Below are 23,474 nucleotides of genomic sequence, written 5' to 3'. Positions count from 1 at the left end.
CATTAAGCCAGACTAAATGTTAACAAGCTTGCATAACACTGCACTCGCATAGCGCGAGATATAACAACATCACAATGGGTATCAATGCGTCACTGGCGCTGATAAGAAAGGAGTTGGGTATGCAATTACGTAAACTGGCCACAGCAATGCTGGTTATGGGGATGTCGGCAAGCGTCGTTCACGCTGAAGATGCTCCGGCTGCCGGGAGCACTCTCGACAAGATTGCCAAAAACGGCGTGATCGTGGTCGGCCACCGTGAATCTTCTGTCCCGTTCTCTTACTACGACAACACGCAAAAAGTCGTGGGCTATTCACAGGATTACTCCAACGCTATCGTTGAAGCTGTGAAGAAAAAGCTGAACAAACCTGACCTGCAGGTGAAGCTGATTCCAATCACTTCACAAAACCGTATTCCACTGCTGCAAAACGGCACGTTCGATTTTGAGTGCGGTTCCACCACCAACAACCTTGAACGTCAGAAACAGGCTGCCTTCTCTGACACCATCTTCGTCGTGGGCACCCGCCTGCTGACCAAGAAAGGCGGCGAGATCAAAGACTTTGCAGATCTGAAAGGTAAAGCCGTTGTTGTTACCTCCGGTACCACTTCCGAAGTGTTGCTGCACAAGCTGAACGACGAGAAGAAAATGGATATGCGCATCATCAGCGCGAAAGATCATGGCGACTCTTTCCGTACCCTGGAAAGTGGCCGTGCTGTGGCGTTTATGATGGATGATGCCCTGCTGGCAGGCGAACGTGCAAAAGCGAAGAAACCAGACAACTGGGATATCGTCGGCACGGCGCAATCTAAAGAAGCGTACGGCTGTATGCTGCGTAAAGACGATCCGCAGTTCAAGAAGCTGATCGATGACACCATCGCTCAGGTTCAGACCTCCGGTGAAGCGGAAAAATGGTTTGATAAATGGTTCAAGAACCCGATTCCACCCAAAAATCTTAACATGAACTTCGAACTGTCTGACGACATGAAAGCGCTGTTCAAATCACCAAACGACAAGGCTCTTAACTAATTAGAACAACAGGGGCGGGATCTCCTGCCCTCTCGATTGTCGGGAAGCATGGACAGACTATACGTTGAGTGGTCGTTCCCCACTCAGCGCGAAAAATGAGCTTCTCACCAATCTTCGAGGGTAGCGCTGCTACCCTTTTTTTTCTGGAGTTTATTATGTCAATAGACTGGAACTGGGGCATATTCCTGCAACAAGCCCCGTTCGGCAACACCACCTATCTTGGCTGGCTGTGGAGCGGTTTTCAGGTTACCGTCGCCTTATCGATCACGGCGTGGATTATCGCGTTTCTTGTCGGTTCACTGTTCGGTATTTTACGCACCGTGCCTAACCGTTTTCTCTCATCTCTCGGCACCCTGTATGTGGAACTGTTCCGTAACGTTCCGCTGATTGTGCAATTTTTCACCTGGTATCTGGTCGTCCCGGAACTGCTGCCGGAAAATATTGGCATGTGGTTTAAGTCGGAACTGGATCCGAACGTGCAGTTCTTTGTCTCCTCCATGCTCTGCCTGGGGCTCTTCACCGCCGCGCGCGTTTGCGAGCAGGTGCGTGCCGCCATTCAGTCACTGCCGCGCGGACAAAAAAATGCTGGCCTGGCGATGGGCCTGACGCTGCCACAAACTTACCGCTACGTACTGCTGCCTAACGCTTACCGCGTCATTGTTCCACCGATGACGTCTGAGATGATGAACCTGGTGAAAAACTCGGCCATCGCCTCGACCATCGGTCTGGTGGATATGGCCGCACAGGCGGGCAAGCTGCTGGATTATTCCGCCCACGCGTGGGAATCCTTCACGGCGATCACACTCGCCTATGTTCTGATTAACACTTTCATCATGCTGGTGATGAACCTGGTTGAACGCAAAATCCGCCTGCCGGGCAATCTGGGGGGCAAATAATGTACGAATTTGACTGGAGTTCTATCGTTCCATCCATGCCTTACCTGCTGGATGGCCTGCTGATCACCTTAAAAATCACTGTGATTGCTATTGTGGTGGGTATCGTCTGGGGCACCCTGCTCGCGGTCATGCGCCTGTCGGCCTTTAAACCGTTCGCCTGGTTTGCCACAGCCTACGTTAACGTTTTCCGCTCCATCCCCCTGGTGATGGTACTGCTGTGGTTTTACCTGATTGTTCCCGGCTTTCTGCAAAACGTGCTGGGGCTGTCGCCGAAAACCGATATCCGCCTGATCTCCGCGATGGTCGCGTTCTCAATGTTTGAGGCTGCTTACTATTCAGAGATTATCCGAGCGGGTATTCAGAGTATTTCCCGTGGGCAGTCCAGCGCCGCGCTGGCGCTGGGGATGACGCACTGGCAATCCATGCAGCTCATTATTCTGCCGCAGGCGTTTCGCGCCATGGTTCCCCTCCTGCTGACCCAGGGCATCGTACTGTTCCAGGATACCTCTCTGGTCTACGTACTGAGCCTGGCAGACTTCTTCCGTACCGCGTCTACCATCGGTGAACGTGATGGTACGCAGGTCGAAATGGTGCTCTTCGCGGGTGGCGTCTATTTTGTGATTAGTTTAAGCGCGTCGCTGTTGGTCAGCTGGCTGAAGAAAAGGACTGTATAATGATTTCCCTGAAAAATGTTTCTAAATGGTATGGGCACTTTCAGGTGCTGACCGACTGCTCAACCGAAGTGAAAAAAGGTGACGTGGTGGTGGTATGTGGGCCGTCCGGCTCTGGTAAATCCACGCTGATCAAAACCGTTAACGGCCTGGAGCCGGTGCAGCAAGGAGAGATCCTCGTCAACGGCACCAAAGTCAATGACAGGAAAACCAACCTTGCTCAGCTGCGTTCCCACGTCGGCATGGTGTTCCAGCACTTTGAGCTGTTTCCGCACCTCTCCATTATTGAGAACCTGACGCTGGCGCAGGTAAAAGTGCTGAAACGCGATAAAAAGCTCGCGCGCGATAAAGGTCTGAAGCTGCTGGAACGCGTGGGGCTCTCTGCGCATGCTGATAAATTCCCGGCGCAGCTCTCTGGCGGTCAGCAGCAGCGTGTGGCTATTGCCCGGGCCCTGTGTATGGATCCGGTCGCCATGCTGTTTGATGAACCGACTTCCGCTCTCGATCCCGAGATGATCAACGAAGTGCTGGACGTAATGGTTGAGCTGGCGCACGAAGGGATGACGATGATGGTGGTGACCCACGAAATGGGCTTTGCCCGCAAAGTGGCGAACCGCGTGATCTTCATGGACGAAGGAAAGATTGTTGAAGACTCGCCGAAAGAAGAGTTCTTCGCCAATCCTAAATCCGAGCGAGCAAAAGACTTCCTCGCCAAAATCCTGCACTAATCTCCCCGGTGCGCAATCTGCGGATTGCGCACTGCTTCACGCTTTAACTCTCTTCTTCTCGTCGGCGTCACATTGCAGCGTTAACCTTGTCACAAAATAATGCTACGTATGGAGCACGCTATGGCACAACCTATCCTTCTCGATTGCGACCCGGGTCATGATGACGCGATCGCCCTCGTCCTTGCACTTGCCTCCCCTGAACTGGACGTCAAAGCCGTTACGTCCTCTGCCGGAAACCAGACACCGGAGAAAACGCTGCGTAACGTCCTGCGTATGCTGACGTTGCTCAAACGCACCGATATACCGGTCGCCGGTGGTGCCGTCAAACCGCTCATGCGCGATCTGATCATTGCCGACAACGTGCACGGTGAAAGTGGGCTGGATGGCCCGGCACTGCCCGAACCGGGGTTTGAAGCGCAACCCTGCACCGCCGTAGAGCTGATGGCGAAAGTGCTGCGTGAAAGCGCGGAACCGGTCACGCTGGTGGCCACCGGCCCGCAAACCAACGTTGCGCTGCTGCTCAACAGCCATCCGGAATTGCACAGTAAAATCGCCCGAATCGTGATCATGGGCGGCGCAATGGGACTCGGGAACTGGACGCCAGCGGCGGAGTTCAACATTTTTGTCGATCCGGAAGCCGCAGAGATTATCTTCCAGTCTGGCCTGCCGATTGTCATGGCCGGCCTGGACGTCACCCATCGCGCACAAATAATGGCGCACGACATTGCGCGCTTTCGTGCCATTGGCAACCCGGTGGCGACAACCGTCGCAGAGTTGCTGGACTTCTTTATGGAGTATCACAAAGCCGCGAAATGGGGTTTTCACGGCGCGCCGCTGCACGATCCGTGCACCATTGCCTGGCTGCTCAAACCGGAGATGTTTACCACGGTAGAACGGTGGGTAGGCGTGGAAACCCAGGGGAAATACACTCAGGGTATGACGGTAGTGGACTACTATTCGCTGACGGGCAATCAACCCAACACCACGCTGATGGTGGATATCGACCGTGAAGCGTTCGTGGATTTGCTGGCGGAAAGACTCAACTATTACAGTCAGGCCCGGTAAGCGATGGCCGCCGGGCATGGTAAACTGCTCTGCGGCCTGATGCCCTCCCCCTGGCCTGCAGGGAGAGGGCGGCTTTTACTTAGGGTTCAAACGGCCGACGCTGGAACTGATCGTGTCCACACTTTGGACACAGCGGCAACACATCCGGCGTATAGACCGCAATGTGGTGATGGCATTTCTCGCACACCAGATTCCCCAGCCCGACCACTTCTCCGCTGTGATAGACCCCGTGGTGGTTGAGGTCCTGAAAGACTTCACGCCACTCCAGCTGCGTTTTATCGGTGATATCCGCCAGCTCCTGCCACAGGCTTTCTTTAATTACCCGCATAAAGACACTGTCGGTAACCTCGTTCTGACTCTCTTCGTAGCTTCGCGCAAACTCTTCCAGGTCGCGGCGTACGGCGCGCGTCACCTCTTCCACTTCGGTTCGCGTTAACTCACCCGTTTGCGTCACGCGGGCCCGCGCCTGTTCCACCAGCGCATCGATATCACGCTCGCCGTTACGCAGCCGTTCCGTCAGTGTTGTCACCAGTTCTCGGTAAAATTGAGCAACCTTGTTCATCATTTTGCCTCCCGGGTAAGTAACTGACTCTAATAATAGACCTTATTTCGCCACCGCTTTGCCAGGTGAACCACAGACCCGACAAATTCCTCACGCGCGCATTTGTGCGAAAGGCTGTTTTGGCGCGGGCGTTTGGGCTATGCTATGCGGATCTGAATTACCACATCCATTGGCTACATTTGTAGCTGTATTGAAAACAGGACCACTGGCTGCCATGCAAGAGCAATACCGCCCGGAAGAGATAGAATCAAAAGTCCAGCAACACTGGGACGAGAAGCGCACCTTTGAAGTAACCGAAGACGAGAGCAAAGAGAAGTATTACTGCCTGTCGATGCTTCCCTATCCTTCTGGTCGACTACACATGGGCCACGTGCGTAACTACACCATTGGTGATGTGATTGCCCGCTACCAGCGTATGCTCGGCAAAAACGTCCTGCAGCCTATTGGCTGGGATGCGTTTGGTCTGCCTGCAGAAGGCGCGGCGGTCAAAAACAACACAGCACCTGCCCCGTGGACGTACGACAACATCGCGTACATGAAAAACCAGCTCAAAATGCTGGGCTTTGGCTATGACTGGAGCCGCGAGCTGGCGACCTGCACCCCGGAATACTACCGCTGGGAGCAGAAATTCTTCACCGAGCTGTACAAAAAAGGCCTGGTGTACAAGAAGACCTCTGCCGTTAACTGGTGTCCGAACGACCAGACCGTACTGGCGAACGAGCAGGTTATCGACGGCTGCTGCTGGCGTTGTGATACCAAAGTTGAGCGTAAAGAGATCCCACAGTGGTTTATTAAAATCACCGCCTACGCTGACGAGCTGCTGAACGATCTGGATAATCTGGATCACTGGCCTGATACCGTCAAGACCATGCAGCGTAACTGGATCGGCCGTTCAGAAGGCGTGGAGATCACCTTCAACGTTGAGAACGACGATCGGACCCTGACCGTCTACACTACCCGTCCGGACACCTTCATGGGTGCGACCTATCTGGCCGTGGCCGCTGGTCACCCGCTGGCGCTGAAAGCCGCGGAAAACAACCCGGAACTGGCGGCCTTCATCGACGAGTGCCGCAACACCAAAGTGGCCGAAGCCGACATGGCGACGATGGAGAAGAAAGGCGTTGATACCGGCTTTAAGGCTATCCATCCCCTGACGGGCGAAGCAATCCCTGTCTGGGCAGCCAACTTCGTGCTGATGGAGTACGGTACGGGCGCCGTCATGGCCGTTCCAGGCCACGATCAGCGTGACTACGAATTTGCCACCAAATATGGCCTGACCATTAAACCTGTCATCCTCGCGGCTGACGGTTCTGAGCCAGACCTCTCCGCACAAGCCCTGACCGAAAAAGGCACGCTGTTCAACTCGGGTGAATTCAGCGGTCTGAGCTTTGAAGATGGCTTCAACGCGATTGCCGACAAGTTAGCGTCGCTGGGCGTCGGTGAGCGTAAAGTCAACTACCGCCTGCGCGACTGGGGTGTCTCTCGCCAGCGCTACTGGGGAGCACCTATCCCAATGGTGACGCTGGAAGATGGTACCGTGATGCCAACGCCAGAAGATCAACTCCCGGTGATCCTGCCGGAAGATGTGATCATGGACGGTATCACCAGCCCAATCAAAGCCGATCCTGAGTGGGCAAAAACGACCGTTAACGGCCAGCCAGCGCTGCGTGAAACTGACACCTTTGATACCTTTATGGAATCGTCATGGTACTACGCGCGTTACACCTGCCCGCAGTATCAGGAAGGCATGCTGGATTCCGATGCAGCAAACTACTGGCTGCCTGTGGACATCTACATCGGTGGTATTGAACACGCCATCATGCACCTGCTCTACTTCCGCTTCTTCCACAAGCTGATGCGCGACGCAGGCATGGTCAACTCTGACGAACCAGCAAAACAGCTGCTGTGTCAGGGAATGGTGCTGGCCGATGCCTTCTACTACGTCGGGGCGAACGGCGAGCGTAACTGGGTGTCTCCGGTTGACGCGATCGTTGAGCGCGACGAGAAAGGCCGTATCGTGAAGGCGAAAGACGCCGAAGGTCATGAACTGGTTTATACCGGCATGAGCAAGATGTCGAAGTCTAAAAACAACGGCATCGACCCTCAGGTGATGGTTGAGCGTTACGGCGCAGATACCGTGCGTCTGTTTATGATGTTTGCCTCTCCGGCTGACATGACCCTGGAATGGCAGGAATCGGGCGTTGAAGGGGCTAACCGCTTCCTGAAGCGTGTCTGGAAACTGGTTTACGAGCACACCTCTCAGGGTGATGCTCCGGCAGTGAACGTCGCGGCACTGACTGAAGATCAGCAGGCGCTGCGTCGTGATGTTCATAAAACGATTGCAAAAGTGACCGATGATATTGGTCGTCGTCAGACCTTCAATACCGCAATTGCGGCTATTATGGAACTGATGAACAAGCTGGCAAAAGCCCCGCAGGACGGCGAGCAGGATCGTGCCTTAATGCGTGAAGCGCTGCTGGCCGTCGTTCGCATGTTGAACCCGTTCACCCCGCACGTCAGCTTCACCCTCTGGCAGGAGCTGAAAGGCGAAGGCGATATCGACAACGCACCGTGGCCAGTGGCTGACGAATCCGCGATGGTGGAAAACACCACGCTGGTTGTGGTCCAGGTTAACGGCAAAGTTCGCGGTAAAATTACCGTGGCGGTCGATGCTACCGAAGAACAGGTTCGCGAACGCGCAGGCCAGGAACATCTGGTTGCGAAATATCTTGAGGGCGTTACCGTACGTAAAGTGATCTACGTACCGGGTAAATTGCTGAATCTGGTCGTTGGCTAAGCGCGGGAGGAAACGTGCGACAACTGGCAACAATACTCTTATCTCTGGCGGTGCTTGTCACCGCTGGTTGTGGCTGGCATCTGCGCAATACCACGGCAGTGCCTGCTGAAATGAAAACGATGATTTTCGACTCATCAGATCCGAATGGTCCACTCAGCCGGGCAATTCGAAACCAGCTGCGTCTTAACGATGTTGAGTTGATTGAGAAAGGGACGTTACGTCAGGATGTTCCATCCCTGCGCGTTCTGAGCTCAGCCTTAGCTCAAGACACGGCGTCCATTTTCCAGGACGGCCGTACCGCAGAGTATCAGATGGTCCTGTCGGTTAATGCCGCCGTCCTGATCCCGGGTAAAGACATCTACCCAATCAGCACGAAAGTGTACCGTTCGTTCTTCGATAACCCGCAGACGGCTCTGGCAAAAGACGCCGAGCAGCAGATTATCATCAAAGAAATGTACGACAAGGCCGCAGAGCAGCTGATCCGTAAGCTGCCGGGCGTTGCCGCGTCAACGAAACAGGGTTCTGACATCATCGAAAAACCGGATGCCACCACGCCTCCTGTTTCTGCCTCCATGGGTAACTGATGATCAGGCTGTATCCTGAACAACTCCGCGCGCAGCTCAATGAAGGGCTGCGCGCGGCGTATCTGCTTCTCGGAAACGATCCGTTATTACTTCAGGAAAGCCTGGATGCCGTCCGACAGGCGGCGGCCGCGCAGGGCTTTGATGAACACCACACCGTCCAGTTGGATAACAACACCGACTGGAATGCCCTCTTCTCGCTTTGCCAGGCGATGAGCCTCTTCGCATCGCGCCAGACCATCCAGATCCTGCTGCCGGAGAATGGCCCTAACGCGGCCATCAATGAACAGCTGGCAACGCTGGTCAGTCTGCTGCACAGCGATCTGCTGTTTATTGTGCGCGGCAACAAGCTCACCAAAGCGCAGGAAAACGCGGCCTGGTTTACCCAGCTCGCGGCCAATGCGGTTATGGTGACCTGTCAGACGCCTGAGCAAGCCCATCTGCCAAAATGGGTCGCGACAAGAGCGAAGCAAAACAATCTTCAGCTGGACGACGCCGCAAACCAGCTCCTCTGTTACTGCTATGAAGGCAACCTGCTGGCACTGGCGCAGGCGCTGGACAGGCTCTCCCTGCTCTGGCCAGACGGTAAGCTGACACTGCCACGCGTGGAGCAGGCCGTTAACGATGCCGCGCACTTTACGCCCTTCCACTGGGTGGATGCGCTGCTGGCAGCGAAAAGCAAACGCGCCCTGCATATATTGCAACAGCTGCGTCTGGAAGGTAGCGAACCGGTTATTTTGCTGCGCACCCTTCAGCGTGAATTATTACTGCTGATTACGCTCAAGCGTCAGTCTGCACATACGCCATTACGTTCGCTGTTTGATAAACATCGGGTGTGGCAAAACCGTCGGGCGATGACCACCGAGGCCATCAACCGCCTGAGTCATGAACAGCTGCGTCAGGCCGTGCAGCTTCTGATGCGCGCTGAGCTTACGTTGAAACAAGATTATGGTCAGTCGGTCTGGGCGGAGCTGGAAAGTCTCTCTCTGCTGCTCTGCCATAAGGCGCTGGCAGACGTATTTATCGATGGATAGTATGCATTCTTTACAGGCCCTGTACGGTGGTACCTTCGACCCGGTCCATTACGGACATCTGAAGCCGGTTGAAATTCTGGCGAATCTGATCGGCCTTCAGCGCGTAATCATCATGCCCAATAATGTGCCGCCACACCGTCCGCAACCTGAGGCGAGCAGCGAGCAGAGAAAAGAGATGCTCGCTCTGGCGATCGCGGATAAACCGCTTTTTAGCCTTGATGAGCGAGAATTGCGCCGCAACACACCGTCCTGGACGTCGCAAACGCTGCAGGAGTGGCGAGCCGAGCAAGGGCCGGACACGCCGCTGGCCTTTATTATTGGTCAGGACTCCCTGCTCAATTTTCCCACCTGGCACCAGTATGAAACGATCCTGCAAAACAGCCACCTGCTTGTCTGTCGCCGTCCGGGCTATCCGCTGACCATGCGAGAAGAGCAGTACCAGCAGTGGCTTGAGGCGCATCTCACAGACAATATTGAAGACTTGCACAACCAGCCTGCCGGGAAGATTTATCTGGCAGAGACGCCGTGGTTCGATATTTCTGCGACCCTCATTCGCGAGCGTCTGCAGCAGGGATTAGCCTGTGACGATCTGCTGCCATCAGCTGTGCTGGACTACATTCACGCGCATGGGTTGTATCAGAAAAGCGCAGACGCATAGCGGGGGTGCATGAAAAAGCGGCGTAATGATTATCCTGCCTTGACAGGTTAAGCCATACTGTTATCCTCCGCTGCCAGACTTTCCCGCCGATCATTGCTTTACAGAAATTGTTTTACAAAAATGGCGATGCAATCTCAGGCGGAGGGTGGGATGATACCCGCCTTCAAAAGCCCGGCCGGAGACATTTGTCCCGACACTGGCGTCAGTTCAGGTATACTGTCTGGCCACGAATTCATAGTTATACAATCTCATTCACCCCAGGGGGAAAACTTGCAGGGTAAAGCACTCCAGGATTTTGTTATCGACAAAATTGATGACCTGAAAGGTCAGGACATCATCGCTATCGACGTTAAGGGTAAATCCAGCATCACCGACTGCATGATTATCTGCACCGGTACTTCAACGCGTCATGTTGTTTCGATTGCCGACCACGTTGTTCAGGAATCGCGTGCAGCAGGCCTGTTACCGCTTGGCGTTGAAGGCGAAGCGACCGCTGACTGGGTGGTTGTCGATCTCGGCGATGTGATTGTCCATGTCATGCAGGAAGAGAGCCGTCGCCTGTATGAGCTGGAAAAACTCTGGGGTTAATGCGTGAAGTTGCAACTGGTCGCCGTCGGCACCAAAATGCCGGACTGGGTACAAACCGGTTTTACTGAATATCTGCGTCGTTTTCCAAAAGACATGCCGTTCGAACTGGTGGAAATTCCCGCCGGGAAACGCGGCAAGAACGCCGATATCAAACGTATTCTCGATAAAGAGGGAGAGCTGATGCTGGCTGCCGCAGGCAAAAACCGCATCGTCACCCTCGATATTCCAGGTAAACCCTGGGATACGCCGCAGCTGGCGCACGAACTGGAGCGCTGGAAGCAGGATGGTCGTGACGTCAGTCTGTTGATTGGCGGGCCTGAAGGGTTATCTCCTGCCTGCAAAGCGGCGGCAGAACAAAGTTGGTCTCTCTCCGCGCTGACGCTTCCCCACCCGCTCGTTCGGGTACTGGTGGCAGAAAGCCTGTATCGCGCGTGGAGCATTACTACCAACCACCCATATCACCGCGAGTAGTGACTGACCAGGGTAGATTAAGCAGCGGATGAAACTACAGAATTCTTTTCGCGACTATACGGCTGAGTCCGCGCTGTTTGTGCGCCGGGCGCTGGTCGCCTTTACGGGGATTTTGCTGCTTACCGGCGTGCTGATCGCCAACCTCTATAATCTGCAAATTGTCCGCTTTACCGATTATCAGACGCGTTCAAACGAAAACCGTATCAAGCTGGTGCCCATCGCGCCCAGCCGCGGCATTATTTACGACCGTAACGGCACTCCGCTGGCGTTAAACCGCACCATTTATCAAATCGAAATGATGCCGGAAAAAGTCGATAATGTGCAGGATACGCTTGAAGCGCTAAAAGGCGTTGTCGATCTGACCGACGATGATATCGCCGCGTTCAAAAAAGAGCGTGCCCGCTCCCACCGTTTCACCTCAATCCCGGTTAAAACGAACCTGACGGAAGTCCAGGTGGCCCGCTTTGCCGTGAACCAGTATCGTTTTCCCGGCGTGGAAGTGAAAGGTTACAAGCGTCGCTACTACCCTTATGGTTCCGCGCTAACGCATGTCATTGGTTACGTTTCCAAGATCAACGATAAAGACGTTGAACGCCTCGATAAAGACGGCAAACTGGCGAACTACGCAGCGACGCACGATATCGGTAAGCTGGGGATCGAACGCTACTACGAAGATGTCCTGCACGGGCAGACCGGCTATGAAGAGGTTGAAGTTAACAACCGTGGCCGCGTCATTCGCCAGCTCAAAGAAGTGCCACCGCAGGCGGGGCATGACGTCTACCTGACGCTCGACCTCAAGCTGCAGCAGTATATTGAAACCTTACTGGCGGGCAGCCGTGCTGCCGTTGTCGTCACCGACCCGCGTTCCGGCGGCATTCTGGCGATGGTGTCCATGCCAAGCTACGACCCGAACCTCTTTGTCGATGGTATCTCCAGCAAAGACTATTCCGGTCTGCTAAATGACCCGAATACGCCACTGGTGAACCGCGCCACACAAGGGGTTTACCCGCCAGCGTCAACGGTAAAACCGTACGTGGCGGTCTCTGCGCTGAGCGCGGGCGTCATCAACCGCAATACCAGTCTGTTTGACCCGGGCTGGTGGCAATTACCAGGCTCTGAAAAACGCTATCGCGACTGGAAAAAATGGGGTCATGGTCACCTCAACGTTACCAAATCGCTGGAAGAGTCTGCGGATACCTTCTTCTACCAGGTTGCGTATGACATGGGCATTGACCGCCTGTCAGAGTGGATGAGCAAATTCGGCTATGGACATTACACCGGCGTTGACCTTTCAGAAGAACGCTCCGGTAACATGCCAACCCGTGAGTGGAAGCTGAAGCGCTTTAAGAAGCCGTGGTATCAGGGTGATACCATTCCGGTGGGTATTGGTCAGGGCTACTGGACGGCGACCCCGATTCAGATGAACAAAGCGATGATGATCCTCATCAACGATGGCGTAGTGAAAGTTCCGCACCTGCTGCAAAGTACGGTTGAAGACGGCAAAAAAGTGCCGTGGATCCAGCCGCATGAAGCCCCGGTGGGTGACATTCATTCCGGTTACTGGGAAATTGCCAAAGACGGTATGTACGGCGTGGCGAACCGCCCGAACGGGACCGCACATAAGTATTTCGCCGGCACACCGTATAAAGTGGCCGCCAAATCCGGTACTGCGCAGGTCTTCGGTCTGAAAGCCAATGAAACCTATAACGCGCACCGCATTGCTGAACGTCTGCGTGACCATAAGCTGATGACGGCCTTTGCCCCTTATGATAACCCGCAGGTTGCGGTGGCGATGATTCTGGAAAACGGCGGCGCAGGTCCGGCCGTGGGGACCATCATGCGCCAGATCCTCGACCACATTATGCTGGGTGATAACAACACCGAACTGCCGGCTGAAAACCCGGCCGCCGCTGCGGCGGAGGACCAATAATCATGACGGATAATCCAAATAAAAAATCGCTGTGGGATAAAATCCACATCGACCCAGCCATGCTGCTGATCCTGCTGGCTCTGCTGGTTTACAGCGCCCTGGTTATCTGGAGCGCCAGCGGCCAGGACATCGGCATGATGGAGCGCAAAATCGGCCAGATCGCGATGGGTCTGGTCATTATGGTGGTCATGGCGCAGATCCCGCCGCGGGTCTATGAAGGCTGGGCACCGTATCTGTACATATTCTGTATTGTGCTGCTGGTTGCGGTAGATGCCTTTGGGGCCATCTCTAAAGGCGCGCAGCGCTGGCTGGATCTGGGCGTTGTCCGCTTCCAGCCCTCTGAAATAGCCAAAATAGCGGTTCCCTTGATGGTGGCGCGTTTTATTAACCGTGACGTCTGCCCGCCTTCGCTGAAAAATACCGCCATTGCGCTGGTGCTGATTTTCCTGCCGACGCTGCTGGTTGCGGCGCAGCCTGACCTCGGCACCTCGATTCTTATCGCCCTCTCCGGCCTGTTTGTCCTGTTCCTGTCGGGTTTAAGCTGGCGTCTGATTGGCATTGCAGTCGTGCTGGTGGCAGCGTTCATCCCGATTCTCTGGTTCTTCCTGATGCATGATTACCAGCGACAACGCGTCATGATGCTGCTCGATCCGGAAACCGATCCGCTGGGTGCGGGCTATCATATTATTCAGTCCAAGATTGCGATCGGTTCCGGCGGCCTGCGCGGTAAAGGCTGGCTGCACGGCACCCAGTCCCAGTTGGAGTTCTTACCGGAACGCCACACCGACTTTATCTTTGCGGTTCTGGCGGAAGAGCTGGGCCTGGTTGGCATCCTGATTCTGCTGGCGCTGTATGTGCTGTTGATCATGCGAGGGCTGTGGATCGCCGCACGTGCGCAAACCACCTTTGGCCGCGTGATGGCAGGCGGGTTGATGCTGATTTTATTCGTTTATGTCTTCGTAAATATTGGTATGGTGAGTGGTATTCTGCCGGTTGTTGGCGTCCCGCTCCCGCTGGTGAGCTACGGAGGCTCGGCACTGATCGTGTTGATGGCCGGGTTTGGTATCGTGATGTCGATCCATACCCACAGAAAAATGTTGTCAAAAAGCGTATAAAAATAAGGGGATCGGAATGCGTAAGCAGTGGCTGGGGATCTGCATTGCGGCAAGTTTACTTGCGGCCTGCACAAGTGATGATGGTCAGCAACAGGCAACCGTCGCGCCGCCGCAGCCTGCGGTTTGTAATGGCCCGATCGTTGAAATCAGCGGTGCCGATCCCGTTTATGAACCGCTCAATGCCAGCGCGAATCAGGATTACGAGCGCGACGGCAAAAGCTACAAAATTGTTCAGGATCCCTCCCGCTTTAGCCAGGCTGGCTTTGCCGCCATTTATGATGCCGAGCCAGGCAGCAACCTGACGGCGACCGGAGAAGCGTTCGATCCGATGCAACTGACGGCGGCTCACCCGACCCTGCCTGTCCCGAGCTACGCCCGTATCACCAACCTGGCGAATGGTCGTATGATCGTGGTACGCATTAACGATCGTGGTCCCTACGGTAACGACCGGGTGATCTCCCTGTCACGCGCGGCTGCAGACCGCCTGAACACCTCGAACAATACCAAAGTCCGTATTGACCCGATTATCGTGGCGCAGGATGGCACCCTCTCCGGGCCAGGTACCGCGTGTACGACGGTGGCGAAACAGACTTACGCCCTTCCTGACCGCCCGAACCTGGACGGCGGCATGGGAAGCGTCTCTTCTCCGGCAGAGCCTTCTCAGCCAGCAGGAGAAGTGCGCCCAATCAGCAATGATACGTTGCAGAGCGAAGACACGACGGGTGCGCCAGTAAAGAGTAGCGGCTTCCTTGGCGCGCCGACAACGTTAGCCACCGGCGTGCTGGAAGGCAGCGAACCTACGCCAGCACCAGCTCCTGTTGCCGCTCCTGCCACAGAGCCTGCGCCCGTAACGGCTCCGGCGACGGCGCAAAGCACACCGGTTGCGGCTCCAGCGGCGGCCAGTGGCGGCTTTGTGGTTCAGGTTGGGGCGGTAAGCGATCAGGCCCGTGCGCAGCAGTATCAACAGCGTCTGAGCCAGCAGTTTGGTGTTCCGGGACGCGTTGCGCAAAACGGCGCAGTATGGCGTATTCAGATGGGGCCGTTTGCCAGCAAATCGCAGGCAGCGTCTCTGCAGCAGCGCCTGCAAAATGAAGCCCAACTACAATCATTTATCGCTGTAGCGAAATAATGAACTGGCGGCATCCAAAGTGTCAATTTGTGTAAAACACATTCACAAACTCATGCTTAAAGTCGGATGCCTGCCTGAATAGCATTTGCTATAGTAAGGCACTTTTTTTAATTCCATCACGGATGTCGTTGTTCTGACCATGAAGACCACTTTTTCTGCTCGTTTTGTGCAGCGCATGGCGCTGACCACGGCCCTTTGCGCAACTGCTCTCTCTGCAGCTCACGCCGATGACCTGAATATCAAGACCATGATCCCTGGCGTTCCGCAAATCGACGCGGAATCGTATATCCTGATCGACTACAACTCTGGCAAAGTGCTGGCTGAACAGAATGCCGACGCCCGCCGCGATCCGGCCAGCCTGACCAAAATGATGACCAGCTACGTTATCGGCCAGGCCATGAAAGCAGGGAAGTTCAAAGAAACGGATCTGGTCACCATCGGTAACGATGCGTGGGCAACCGGCAACCCGGTATTTAAAGGTTCATCATTGATGTTCCTGAAACCGGGCATGCAGGTTCCTGTTTCTCAGCTGATCCGTGGTATTAACCTGCAATCCGGTAACGATGCGTGCGTGGCAATGGCCGATTTCGCCGCAGGAAGCCAGGATGCCTTCGTCGGTCTGATGAACAGCTACGTCACCGCGCTGGGTCTGAAGAACAGCCATTTCCAGACCGTACATGGTCTGGACGCAGATGGTCAGTACAGCTCCGCACGTGATATGGCGTTGATTGGTCAGGCGCTGATCCGTGACGTGCCGAACGAATACTCCATCTATAAAGAGAAAGAGTTCACCTTCAACGGTATCCGTCAGACCAACCGTAACGGCCTGCTGTGGGATAACAGCCTGAACGTTGACGGCATCAAAACTGGCCATACCGATAAAGCTGGCTACAACCTGGTTGCTTCTGCCACCGAAGGCCAGATGCGTCTGATCTCTGCCGTGATGGGCGGTCGTACCTTCAAAGGTCGTGAGACGGAAAGCAAGAAATTACTGACCTGGGGCTTCCGTTTCTTCGAAACAGTGAACCCGTTGAAAGCCGGTAAAGAGTTTGCTTCTGAGCCAGTCTGGTTCGGTGATAACGACCGTGCTTCCCTTGGCGTGGATAAAGATCTGTACCTGACCATTCCTCGTGGTCGCATGAAAGATCTGAAAGCCAGCTACGTGCTGAACACCACTGAGCTGCACGCGCCACTGCAGAAAAACCAGGTGGTGGGCACCATCAACTTCCAGCTGGATGGTAAAACCATCGATCAGCGTCCGCTGGTTGTTCTGCAAGAAATCCCGGAAGGCAATTTCTTCGGCAAAATCATTGATTACATTAAATTGATGTTCCATCACTGGTTTGGCTAAAAATTGAACACTTGAAAGTGTGATTTTGATCCCCATATACTAGATATCCTGATAACTCCCACCTGTCGTGGGAGTTATTCTTTTTGACGTTACGCCGGAGCTGACATGAAAACCAAACTTAACGAACTGCTTGAATTCCCTACCCCGTTTACCTACAAAGTAATGGGTCTGGCGAAACCTGAGCTGGTTGATCAGGTGGTTGAAGTGGTACAGCGCCATGCGCCGGGTGACTACTCTCCGTCAGTAAAACCAAGCAGCAAGGGCAACTACCACTCGGTATCCATTACCATTACCGCAACCCACATTGAGCAGGTTGAGACGCTGTACGAAGAGCTCGGCAATATCGAAATTGTTCGTATGGTGCTGTAGTCCCTCTGCGGTTACCCGGTTTGCCGGGTAACCCGCCTCCCCGCTTGTGATATACTCTCCCTCACCTTTTGTCCCTCGTCTTCGGAGACGTCCTTTTGTATCAGGATAAAATTCTTGTCCGTCATCTCGGGCTGCAACCTTACGAGCCTGTCTCCCAGGCCATGCATGATTTCACCGATTCACGCGATGACACCACCCCTGATGAGATCTGGCTGGTTGAACACCTGCCGGTATTTACACAGGGACAGGCGGGAAAAGCGGAACATTTATTGATGACGGGTGATATCCCGGTAATTCAAAGCGATCGCGGTGGGCAGGTCACGTACCACGGGCCCGGGCAGCAGGTGATGTACGTTCTGCTGAACCTTAAGCGCAGAAAGCTCGGCGTTCGCGAACTGGTTACCCTGCTGGAACAAACCGTGGTTAACACGCTGGCGGAATACGGTATTGAAGCCCATCCGCGTGCCGATGCGCCGGGCGTCTATGTGGGAGAAAGTAAGATTTGCTCACTGGGGCTGCGTATCCGCAAAGGCTGCTCCTTCCACGGGCTGGCACTGAATATTAATATGGATCTTACCCCTTTCCAGCGCATAAACCCCTGCGGCTACGCCGGAATGGAGATGACGCAAATGCGCCAGTGGGTTGAAAGCGCAACGCCAGAGAATATTCGTCCTGTGCTTTTGAAGAACGTTTTAGCCCTACTTAACAATCCATCTTACGAATATATCACTGCTTAATACATCATGCATCATGGCTCGATTATTTGACGGGCCACTGTTTATTTACCGCTTTTACGCTTTACAATAATCCGCTTATTCTATATTTTCGAAGCGCCCGAATATTACCGCTACATATTATTTAGCCTCCAGCCAGAACTGCATACAGGGCGTAAGTAACTTGCGTGATAATCACACAACTGTTTGTTTTTGATAAACAAGTGAAACAAAACCAACACTTTACGAATCTCTACAAGCATAATAAATAAATTCAACTATCATTCATAATGTGAATGTATACGGAGTGAAAGCGTGGAGTATAATAATTTACCAGCCAAACGACTGAATGACCCAGGTGGTGAGGACAAGCCACAAATTTTTCGGACTTTACGTAATATTGATCTCAATTTGTTGACTATTTTTGAGGCAGTATATGTCCATAAGGGTATCGTTAATGCTGCGAAAATTCTTAATCTCACGCCTTCAGCAATAAGCCAGTCAATTCAAAAACTGCGCGCTATATTTCCCGACCCGTTATTTATTCGTAAGGGCCAGGGGGTTACGCCGACGGCCTACGCCACCCATCTGCATGAGTACATCAGCCAGGGGCTGGAGTCGATTCTGGGCGCGCTGGATTTAACCGGCAGCTATGACAAACAGAGAACCATCACTATCGGCTGCACCCCGTCTGTCGGCGTGCTGGTGATGCCCGCTATTTTTCAGGCGATAAAAGAGCATGTTCCCCAGCTCCTGCTGCGAAATGTGCCGCTCAACGAGCCTGATATTCAGCTTGCTCAGTTTCAGACCGACCTGATTATAGAAAGCGGCAGCTTTAGCGCCCGAGCGCTCGGACAACATGTCCTGTATGCGGATAACCTGGTGCTGGTGTGCCGTCAGCAGCATCCCGCCCTGAGCGGGCCGTTGACCATTGAAAATCTGCGCAACTACGATCATTCGTCTTTCATGACCGAAGGACAGTCCAACCATGCGCTGCGTCAGCGAATCGATGAGATATTCCCGGAACGCCAGATCAGCTTCAGTAGTTACAATATGTTCACCACTGCCTCCCTGCTTGGCAGCAGCGACATGCTCTGCATCATGCCTTCGCGTCTGTATACCTTGTTGCGTAAATGTTGGCCGCTGGAGAGCATTCCTCTCAACCAGCTCAATGCGGAATCTATCGAGATTTCACTGCATTACAACAAACTCAGCTTGCGCGATCCGGTGCTGGAAAACGTTATCCGCGTCATCCGACAGGCCTTCTGACAGGTTGATACAGCACAAGCCCCTGCCCCCTGCCGGGCAAAACGCACAAAACAACAACTATTTTACAAATTGGCGACCTGGCAGGCTGCTTTACCGACCGTTTCAATGATATACTGCCTGTCGTTCGTTCAAAAATAGTTGATAAATACAACATTCCCTTGAATAGAAACGCTTTCCTTCGATATTCGCAACTGGAACACGCACGCTATGAGTAAACCCATTGTGATGGAACGCGGTGTTAAATACCGCGATGCCGATAAAATGGCCCTTATCCCGGTTAAAAACGTGGCTACAGAGCGCGAAGCGCTGTTAAGAAAACCGGAATGGATGAAAATCAAACTTCCGGCTGACTCTTCGCGTATCCAGGGGATCAAAGCGGCGATGCGCAAGAACGGCCTTCACTCCGTCTGTGAAGAAGCCTCTTGCCCGAACCTTGCTGAATGTTTCAATCACGGTACCGCGACGTTTATGATTCTGGGTGCCATCTGTACCCGCCGCTGCCCGTTCTGCGATGTGGCTCATGGCCGCCCGGTAGCGCCCGACGCCAACGAACCTCAGAAACTGGCACAGACCATCGCCGATATGGCGCTGCGTTATGTCGTTATTACCTCCGTTGACCGTGACGATCTGCGTGATGGCGGTGCTCAGCACTTCGCTGACTGCATTACCGCTATTCGCGAGAAAAGCCCGAACATCAAAATTGAGACGCTGGTTCCAGACTTCCGCGGCCGTATGGATCGCGCGCTGGACATCCTGACCGCGACGCCACCAGACGTGTTTAACCACAACCTGGAGAACGTGCCACGTCTCTACCGTCAGGTACGTCCTGGTGCGGACTATAACTGGTCTCTGAAGCTGCTGGAGCGTTTTAAAGAAGCGCATCCCCATATTCCCACCAAGTCAGGCCTGATGGTTGGTCTCGGTGAAACGAATGCTGAGATCATCGAAGTGATGCGCGATCTGCGCCGCCACGGTGTGACCATGCTGACGCTGGGACAGTATCTGCAGCCAAGCCGCCACCACCTGCCCGTGCAGCGCTACGTGAGCCCGGATGAGTTTGATGAGATGAAAGCCGAAGCGCTGGCGATGGGCTTTACCCACGCAGCCTGCGGCCCATTTGTTCGCTCCTCTTACCATGCCGATATGCAGGCAAAAGGCGAAGAAGTGAAATAAGACTGTAATATTCACTTACAGTAATACAAAAAAACCGGCCTCTTGAGCCGGTTTTTTTTCGCAAGCCCTCAGGCATTGCCGTTACTCTTTGTGAGAAAGCTTCTCTGCCGGGATGTCACCCTCGGCGCTTTTCTTCGCAGCCGCATCATCGTCGTTCATCGCTTTCTTAAAGCCTTTGATGGCGGCACCCAGGTCACCACCCAGCGTGCGTAACTTCTTGGTACCAAACAGCAGGACGACCAGTGCGGCAACCACCAGCAGTTTGGTAATACTAATCTCACCCATAGATACCTTCTTTACATAAACCAGGCTGCATTCAGCGCCAAAAACCTGATTGTATTAACGGTCATTTGACGCGTGCACACAATAGCAATCTGTAACAAGGTGAATCAAGCATTGTTGAAAAAAACATCACAATAATTGCGGTGGCGCAAACCGACGGTTGCGAAGAACCGGTAATTGCTGCCGTGCAAGCGTAATCCTCTCCCGCTGTAACTCTGTCATCAGCAAAACCGGGGCTTCCGCCGCAGCGGCTATCGTAACACCCAGCGGATCCACCACCCTGCTCTGCCCAATGTTCTTATTGCCGCACTCCCCCGAGGCCACAACATAACAGGTAGTATCCAGCGCACGCGCTGTAAGGAGCGTTGCCCAGTGCTGCTCTTTAAGCGGCCCCTTGACCCACGCGGCAGGCACTACCAGCACGTCAGCCCCCTTTAACGCGAGCGTAAGTGCCAGCTCAGGAAAACGCAGGTCGTAGCAGGTCATCAACCCAATCTTAAAGCCATCGACATCAAGCAGCGGTGGGATACTGTCTCCCGGATCCACCCGCCGTGATTCCTGAATGCTGAAGGCATCATAAAGATGGAGTTTGGCATAGCGCGCAACGATCGCGCCGTCACGGATGGCCACGAGCGTATTTACCGCTCGTCCTGCCGTCGAGGGGACATGCACCGTAAAGAGGGTGGTCAAACCATTGCCCGCACTTTCCGCCAGCAGGTGCTGTAAAAATCCGCCGTCCAGGGGCTGGGCAGACTTCACCGACAGGTCCGGGTCGTTGTCATCTCTTGCCAGCAGCGCCTCCGGCAGCACCAGCAAGGAAGCTTCTTTCAGGCGGGCCTGCCTCATCAGAGAGACACATTTATCTGCATTCTCTTGCCAGTCAGGCGTAACCGCAAACTGTCCTACCGCAACATACATATTTGTCCCCTCAGCAAAAACCGCGTTAAACTCGCCACTCTTACACATCAAATAGCAGGTATTTACAGTGTTACAACTACTTTTAGCCGTTTTTATTGGTGGGGGTACGGGTAGCGTTGCGCGGTGGTTTTTGAGTATGCGTTTTAATCCCCTGCATCAGGCTATTCCAATGGGTACGCTGGCGGCTAACCTGATAGGTGCTTTCATTATTGGCGTGGGGCTGGCCTGGTTTAACCGTATGACGCATATCGATCCCGTGTGGAAGCTATTGATTACCACCGGCTTTTGCGGCGGTTTAACCACCTTCTCAACGTTCTCGGCGGAAGTGGTTTTCCTGTTTCAGGAAGGGCGTGTCGGCTGGGCGCTCCTGAACATTGCGATTAATATGCTCGGCTCCTTTGCGATGACGGGGATCGCATTCTGGCTATTTTCTTCCGCCACGACGCACTAACAGACGCTGCGTTAATGTTGGCTTAATTTTTCTCTGTCACTCTGAACGCAATACTGAACGAGGGTGACAGAATGAAACAGAACCTGATGAGCGCAGGTGTGGTGTTGTTGAGCGTGCTGATCGTTGCCAGCTTCCTCAAAATGTATCTGCTTAGCTGATTCCACGCGAAAAAAACCCGCTCAGTGAGCGGGTTTTGAAATTCTTGCTGACGCGTCTGAATTACAGAGCGATTACGTTAGCAGCAGAAGGGCCTTTGGCACCGTTAGTGATTTCGAACTCTACACGCTGACCTTCAGCCAGAGTTTTGAAACCATTAGACTGGATTGCAGAGAAGTGTACGAACACGTCTTTGCTGCCATCTTCAGGAGTAATGAAACCGAATCCTTTGGACTCATTAAACCACTTAACGTTACCTTTAATCTTAGACATCAAAATTACCTTTACATTAAAAAACGACACAAATGCTGTGTCGGGTACCAGTACATCAATTGTGGGACCTTTTGTCCAGCGGTTCTTTGATAAAAAGTGACTAAAGTCGCGTTAATTTCTGCTGACGGTTTTTTATCTCAACGGAATCAACGGCTGCACATTTTTTTCACCACCACGTGACGTTTTTTCAGTTAAAACTGAAAACGCATCCAGGCGAAGTAAACGTTACCGTTGTTGTATGTCCCCGGGATATAGGTCATCTGGAACGTTGCCGGACCATAGCCGATAGAGGCCAGAGGTAGCAGCACCGGAATCGGAATGTAGTTCCAGTTGTCGCGTGCGGTCACACCGGCGGTGTAGCCCAGCCCCACATGGAAGTTTTCATCGGCTAACGGACGCCAGGTTTTCTCCCAGCCATAACCCCCGATCGGTTCCCATTTGTTAAAGGAATCTTTAAAGGCCATCAGATAGATGCCATGCCAGTTCCCTTTTTCGTCCCAACGCGACTGACCAAAACCAGCCCCCCACGGGCGCTCGTTATATTTGTCAGTCTTTTCTTTGTCATAGGCAAAACGCGCATGCCACGTTATTGCCGGAACATACAGGTCATAATGCTCTGGCGCAGTCCAGGTCTGCGACACATTATCAGTGAAGGTGGAGAACCAGCCTTTATCGGTTGCATTGCTCTCGGCGTGTGCAACAGACGACAATGCTAACTGCCCAAAAATAAACAACAAAATGAGGAAAAATTTATTACGTACAATCACAATGCAATTACCATTCTTAGTATTCGAGGCAAAGTTTACCATAAAATAGTTTAATCAAAGCTTAACAGCATCAGCGTTATTCCTAATTAATCAGCGTCTTCCTGGGAATATTCTGAGAGGAACATACCTTCACGCCATAATAAGCACAACAAAAGTAAGCCTTTATTAGGCTTTAATACGCTGGATAACCCAACCAACGCCAGCAATGACGGTCTCCAGGGCCCGTCCTGGAGGGCTGCCGGCAGCCCTCCAGGGCCCGTCCTGGAGGGCTGCCGGCAGCCATTAAAAACCCAGTTCCCAAAGGGTTTTTGCCTTTTCTTTCTGCGGCGAATTTAAACCCACAAAATATTTAACAACCCATTATCATTTAATTGACATATAGTGATATCTCTACCGGTCAATATGCGCATGAGATAAATGCCGGAGCGATGGCAAAAATACCGTTAATATCTTCTTTAGTAGTCTGTTTATTGATTTTAATCAGCAAGGACAGAACATTAAT

25 protein-coding genes are annotated in these 23,474 nt (G+C 53.4%); 20 read left to right on the top strand and 5 right to left on the bottom strand.

All coding sequences use genetic code 11. From position 1 onward, the window contains the following. Nucleotides 1-119: 119 nt before the first annotated feature. The 5 genes from BH714_RS02245 to rihA all read left to right on the top strand — a co-directional run bounded on the left by BH714_RS02245 (nt 120) and on the right by rihA (nt 4,385). Nucleotides 120-1,025: an amino acid ABC transporter substrate-binding protein gene (locus tag BH714_RS02245; RefSeq protein ID WP_020884991.1), complete on the top strand. Its 906-nt coding sequence runs from the start codon at nt 120-122 to the stop codon at nt 1,023-1,025. Between the two features lie 155 nt (nt 1,026-1,180). Continuing rightward, nucleotides 1,181-1,921, top strand: coding sequence for an amino acid ABC transporter permease (locus BH714_RS02240; RefSeq protein WP_020884992.1), 741 nt, complete (start codon nt 1,181-1,183; stop codon nt 1,919-1,921). Continuing rightward, entirely contained in the window at nt 1,921-2,595 is a 675-nt protein-coding gene (gene gltK / locus BH714_RS02235) for a glutamate/aspartate ABC transporter permease GltK (protein ID WP_014169128.1), read from the top strand. The genes BH714_RS02240 and gltK overlap by 1 nt, the downstream gene beginning before the upstream one ends. Next, nucleotides 2,595-3,320: an amino acid ABC transporter ATP-binding protein gene (locus tag BH714_RS02230; RefSeq protein ID WP_014169127.1), complete on the top strand. Its 726-nt coding sequence runs from the start codon at nt 2,595-2,597 to the stop codon at nt 3,318-3,320. The genes gltK and BH714_RS02230 overlap by 1 nt, the downstream gene beginning before the upstream one ends. Before the next feature lie 120 nt (nt 3,321-3,440). Next, nucleotides 3,441-4,385 (top strand): pyrimidine-specific ribonucleoside hydrolase RihA, encoded by a 945-nt coding sequence (gene rihA, locus BH714_RS02225; protein WP_040016929.1) that lies wholly within the window; start codon nt 3,441-3,443, stop codon nt 4,383-4,385. Nucleotides 4,386-4,464: 79 nt separating this feature from the next. Here rihA and BH714_RS02220 read toward each other — a convergent pair whose 3' ends face one another. Beyond that, nucleotides 4,465-4,947: a zinc ribbon-containing protein gene (locus BH714_RS02220; RefSeq protein WP_025204671.1), complete on the bottom strand. Its 483-nt coding sequence runs from the start codon at nt 4,945-4,947 to the stop codon at nt 4,465-4,467. Nucleotides 4,948-5,161: 214 nt separating this feature from the next. Between BH714_RS02220 and leuS the strand changes: the two genes are divergently transcribed. From leuS to lipA, 14 genes are all read left to right on the top strand, one after another. Beyond that, a complete protein-coding gene (leuS, locus tag BH714_RS02215; protein WP_052445438.1) occupies nt 5,162-7,744 on the top strand; it encodes a leucine--tRNA ligase in 2,583 nt (860 codons plus the stop codon). 14 nt (nt 7,745-7,758) lie between these two features. Continuing rightward, on the top strand, nt 7,759-8,328 hold the full coding sequence (gene lptE / locus BH714_RS02210; RefSeq protein ID WP_040016927.1) for an LPS assembly lipoprotein LptE: 570 nt from the start codon (nt 7,759-7,761) through the stop codon (nt 8,326-8,328). Beyond that, nucleotides 8,328-9,359 (top strand): DNA polymerase III subunit delta, encoded by a 1,032-nt coding sequence (gene holA / locus BH714_RS02205; RefSeq protein ID WP_040016926.1) that lies wholly within the window; start codon nt 8,328-8,330, stop codon nt 9,357-9,359. The genes lptE and holA overlap by 1 nt, the downstream gene beginning before the upstream one ends. After that, nucleotides 9,352-10,017 (top strand): nicotinate-nucleotide adenylyltransferase, encoded by a 666-nt coding sequence (nadD, locus tag BH714_RS02200; RefSeq protein WP_040016925.1) that lies wholly within the window; start codon nt 9,352-9,354, stop codon nt 10,015-10,017. Before holA ends, nadD begins: the two co-directional genes overlap by 8 nt. 270 nt (nt 10,018-10,287) lie before the next feature. Continuing rightward, a complete protein-coding gene (gene rsfS / locus BH714_RS02195) occupies nt 10,288-10,605 on the top strand; it encodes a ribosome silencing factor (RefSeq protein ID WP_003858696.1) in 318 nt (105 codons plus the stop codon). A gap of 3 nt (nt 10,606-10,608) precedes the next feature. Continuing rightward, complete coding sequence (rlmH, locus tag BH714_RS02190; protein ID WP_003858701.1) at nt 10,609-11,076, top strand: 23S rRNA (pseudouridine(1915)-N(3))-methyltransferase RlmH; 468 nt, start codon at nt 10,609-10,611, stop codon at nt 11,074-11,076. Nucleotides 11,077-11,104: 28 nt separating this feature from the next. Further along, complete coding sequence (gene mrdA / locus BH714_RS02185) at nt 11,105-13,006, top strand: peptidoglycan DD-transpeptidase MrdA (protein ID WP_014169119.1); 1,902 nt, start codon at nt 11,105-11,107, stop codon at nt 13,004-13,006. A 2-nt stretch (nt 13,007-13,008) separates the two neighbouring features. Then, nucleotides 13,009-14,121, top strand: a complete 1,113-nt coding sequence (gene mrdB, locus BH714_RS02180) for a peptidoglycan glycosyltransferase MrdB (protein ID WP_014169118.1) — start codon at nt 13,009-13,011, stop codon at nt 14,119-14,121. A gap of 16 nt (nt 14,122-14,137) precedes the next feature. Then, nucleotides 14,138-15,250, top strand: coding sequence for an endolytic peptidoglycan transglycosylase RlpA (gene rlpA / locus BH714_RS02175; protein ID WP_025204674.1), 1,113 nt, complete (start codon nt 14,138-14,140; stop codon nt 15,248-15,250). A 139-nt stretch (nt 15,251-15,389) separates the two neighbouring features. Then, nucleotides 15,390-16,601, top strand: coding sequence for a D-alanyl-D-alanine carboxypeptidase DacA (gene dacA / locus BH714_RS02170; RefSeq protein ID WP_014169116.1), 1,212 nt, complete (start codon nt 15,390-15,392; stop codon nt 16,599-16,601). A 105-nt stretch (nt 16,602-16,706) separates the two neighbouring features. Next, a complete protein-coding gene (gene ybeD, locus BH714_RS02165) occupies nt 16,707-16,970 on the top strand; it encodes a DUF493 family protein YbeD (protein ID WP_003858718.1) in 264 nt (87 codons plus the stop codon). 95 nt (nt 16,971-17,065) lie between these two features. Then, the gene (gene lipB, locus BH714_RS02160) at nt 17,066-17,707 is read left to right on the top strand and encodes a lipoyl(octanoyl) transferase LipB (RefSeq protein WP_020885000.1); all 642 of its coding nucleotides are present in this window, start codon (nt 17,066-17,068) and stop codon (nt 17,705-17,707) included. Nucleotides 17,708-17,998: 291 nt separating this feature from the next. Continuing rightward, entirely contained in the window at nt 17,999-18,952 is a 954-nt protein-coding gene (locus tag BH714_RS02155; protein ID WP_040016924.1) for a YbeF family transcriptional regulator, read from the top strand. Between the two features lie 207 nt (nt 18,953-19,159). After that, nucleotides 19,160-20,125, top strand: a complete 966-nt coding sequence (gene lipA / locus BH714_RS02150; RefSeq protein ID WP_025204675.1) for a lipoyl synthase — start codon at nt 19,160-19,162, stop codon at nt 20,123-20,125. A gap of 81 nt (nt 20,126-20,206) precedes the next feature. On the opposite strand, the gene tatE is transcribed toward lipA, so the two are convergent. Beyond that, nucleotides 20,207-20,410 (bottom strand): twin-arginine translocase subunit TatE, encoded by a 204-nt coding sequence (gene tatE, locus BH714_RS02145; RefSeq protein WP_014169112.1) that lies wholly within the window; start codon nt 20,408-20,410, stop codon nt 20,207-20,209. Between the two features lie 126 nt (nt 20,411-20,536). Beyond that, nucleotides 20,537-21,325 carry a deaminated glutathione amidase gene (locus BH714_RS02140; protein WP_040016923.1) on the bottom strand — a complete coding sequence of 263 codons (789 nt, stop codon included), beginning with the start codon at nt 21,323-21,325 and terminating at the stop codon, nt 20,537-20,539. Between the two features lie 67 nt (nt 21,326-21,392). On the opposite strand from BH714_RS02140, the gene crcB reads away from it, so the two are divergent. Continuing rightward, nucleotides 21,393-21,776, top strand: a complete 384-nt coding sequence (crcB, locus tag BH714_RS02135) for a fluoride efflux transporter CrcB (protein ID WP_040016922.1) — start codon at nt 21,393-21,395, stop codon at nt 21,774-21,776. 219 nt (nt 21,777-21,995) lie between these two features. On the opposite strand, the gene cspE is transcribed toward crcB, so the two are convergent. Together cspE and pagP are read right to left on the bottom strand one after the other, a co-directional pair. Continuing rightward, complete coding sequence (gene cspE, locus BH714_RS02130; RefSeq protein ID WP_002439184.1) at nt 21,996-22,205, bottom strand: transcription antiterminator/RNA stability regulator CspE; 210 nt, start codon at nt 22,203-22,205, stop codon at nt 21,996-21,998. A 191-nt stretch (nt 22,206-22,396) separates the two neighbouring features. Beyond that, on the bottom strand, nt 22,397-23,014 hold the full coding sequence (pagP, locus tag BH714_RS02125; protein WP_014169108.1) for a lipid IV(A) palmitoyltransferase PagP: 618 nt from the start codon (nt 23,012-23,014) through the stop codon (nt 22,397-22,399). Nucleotides 23,015-23,474 lie beyond the last annotated feature (460 nt).

Origin of the sequence: Enterobacter ludwigii (assembly GCF_001750725.1) — a bacterium.
In the GTDB taxonomy this organism is placed as follows: domain Bacteria; phylum Pseudomonadota; class Gammaproteobacteria; order Enterobacterales; family Enterobacteriaceae; genus Enterobacter; species Enterobacter ludwigii.
The sequence above is the reverse complement of the archived record's forward strand: the minus strand, read 5'-3'. Positions and strand labels throughout refer to the sequence as shown.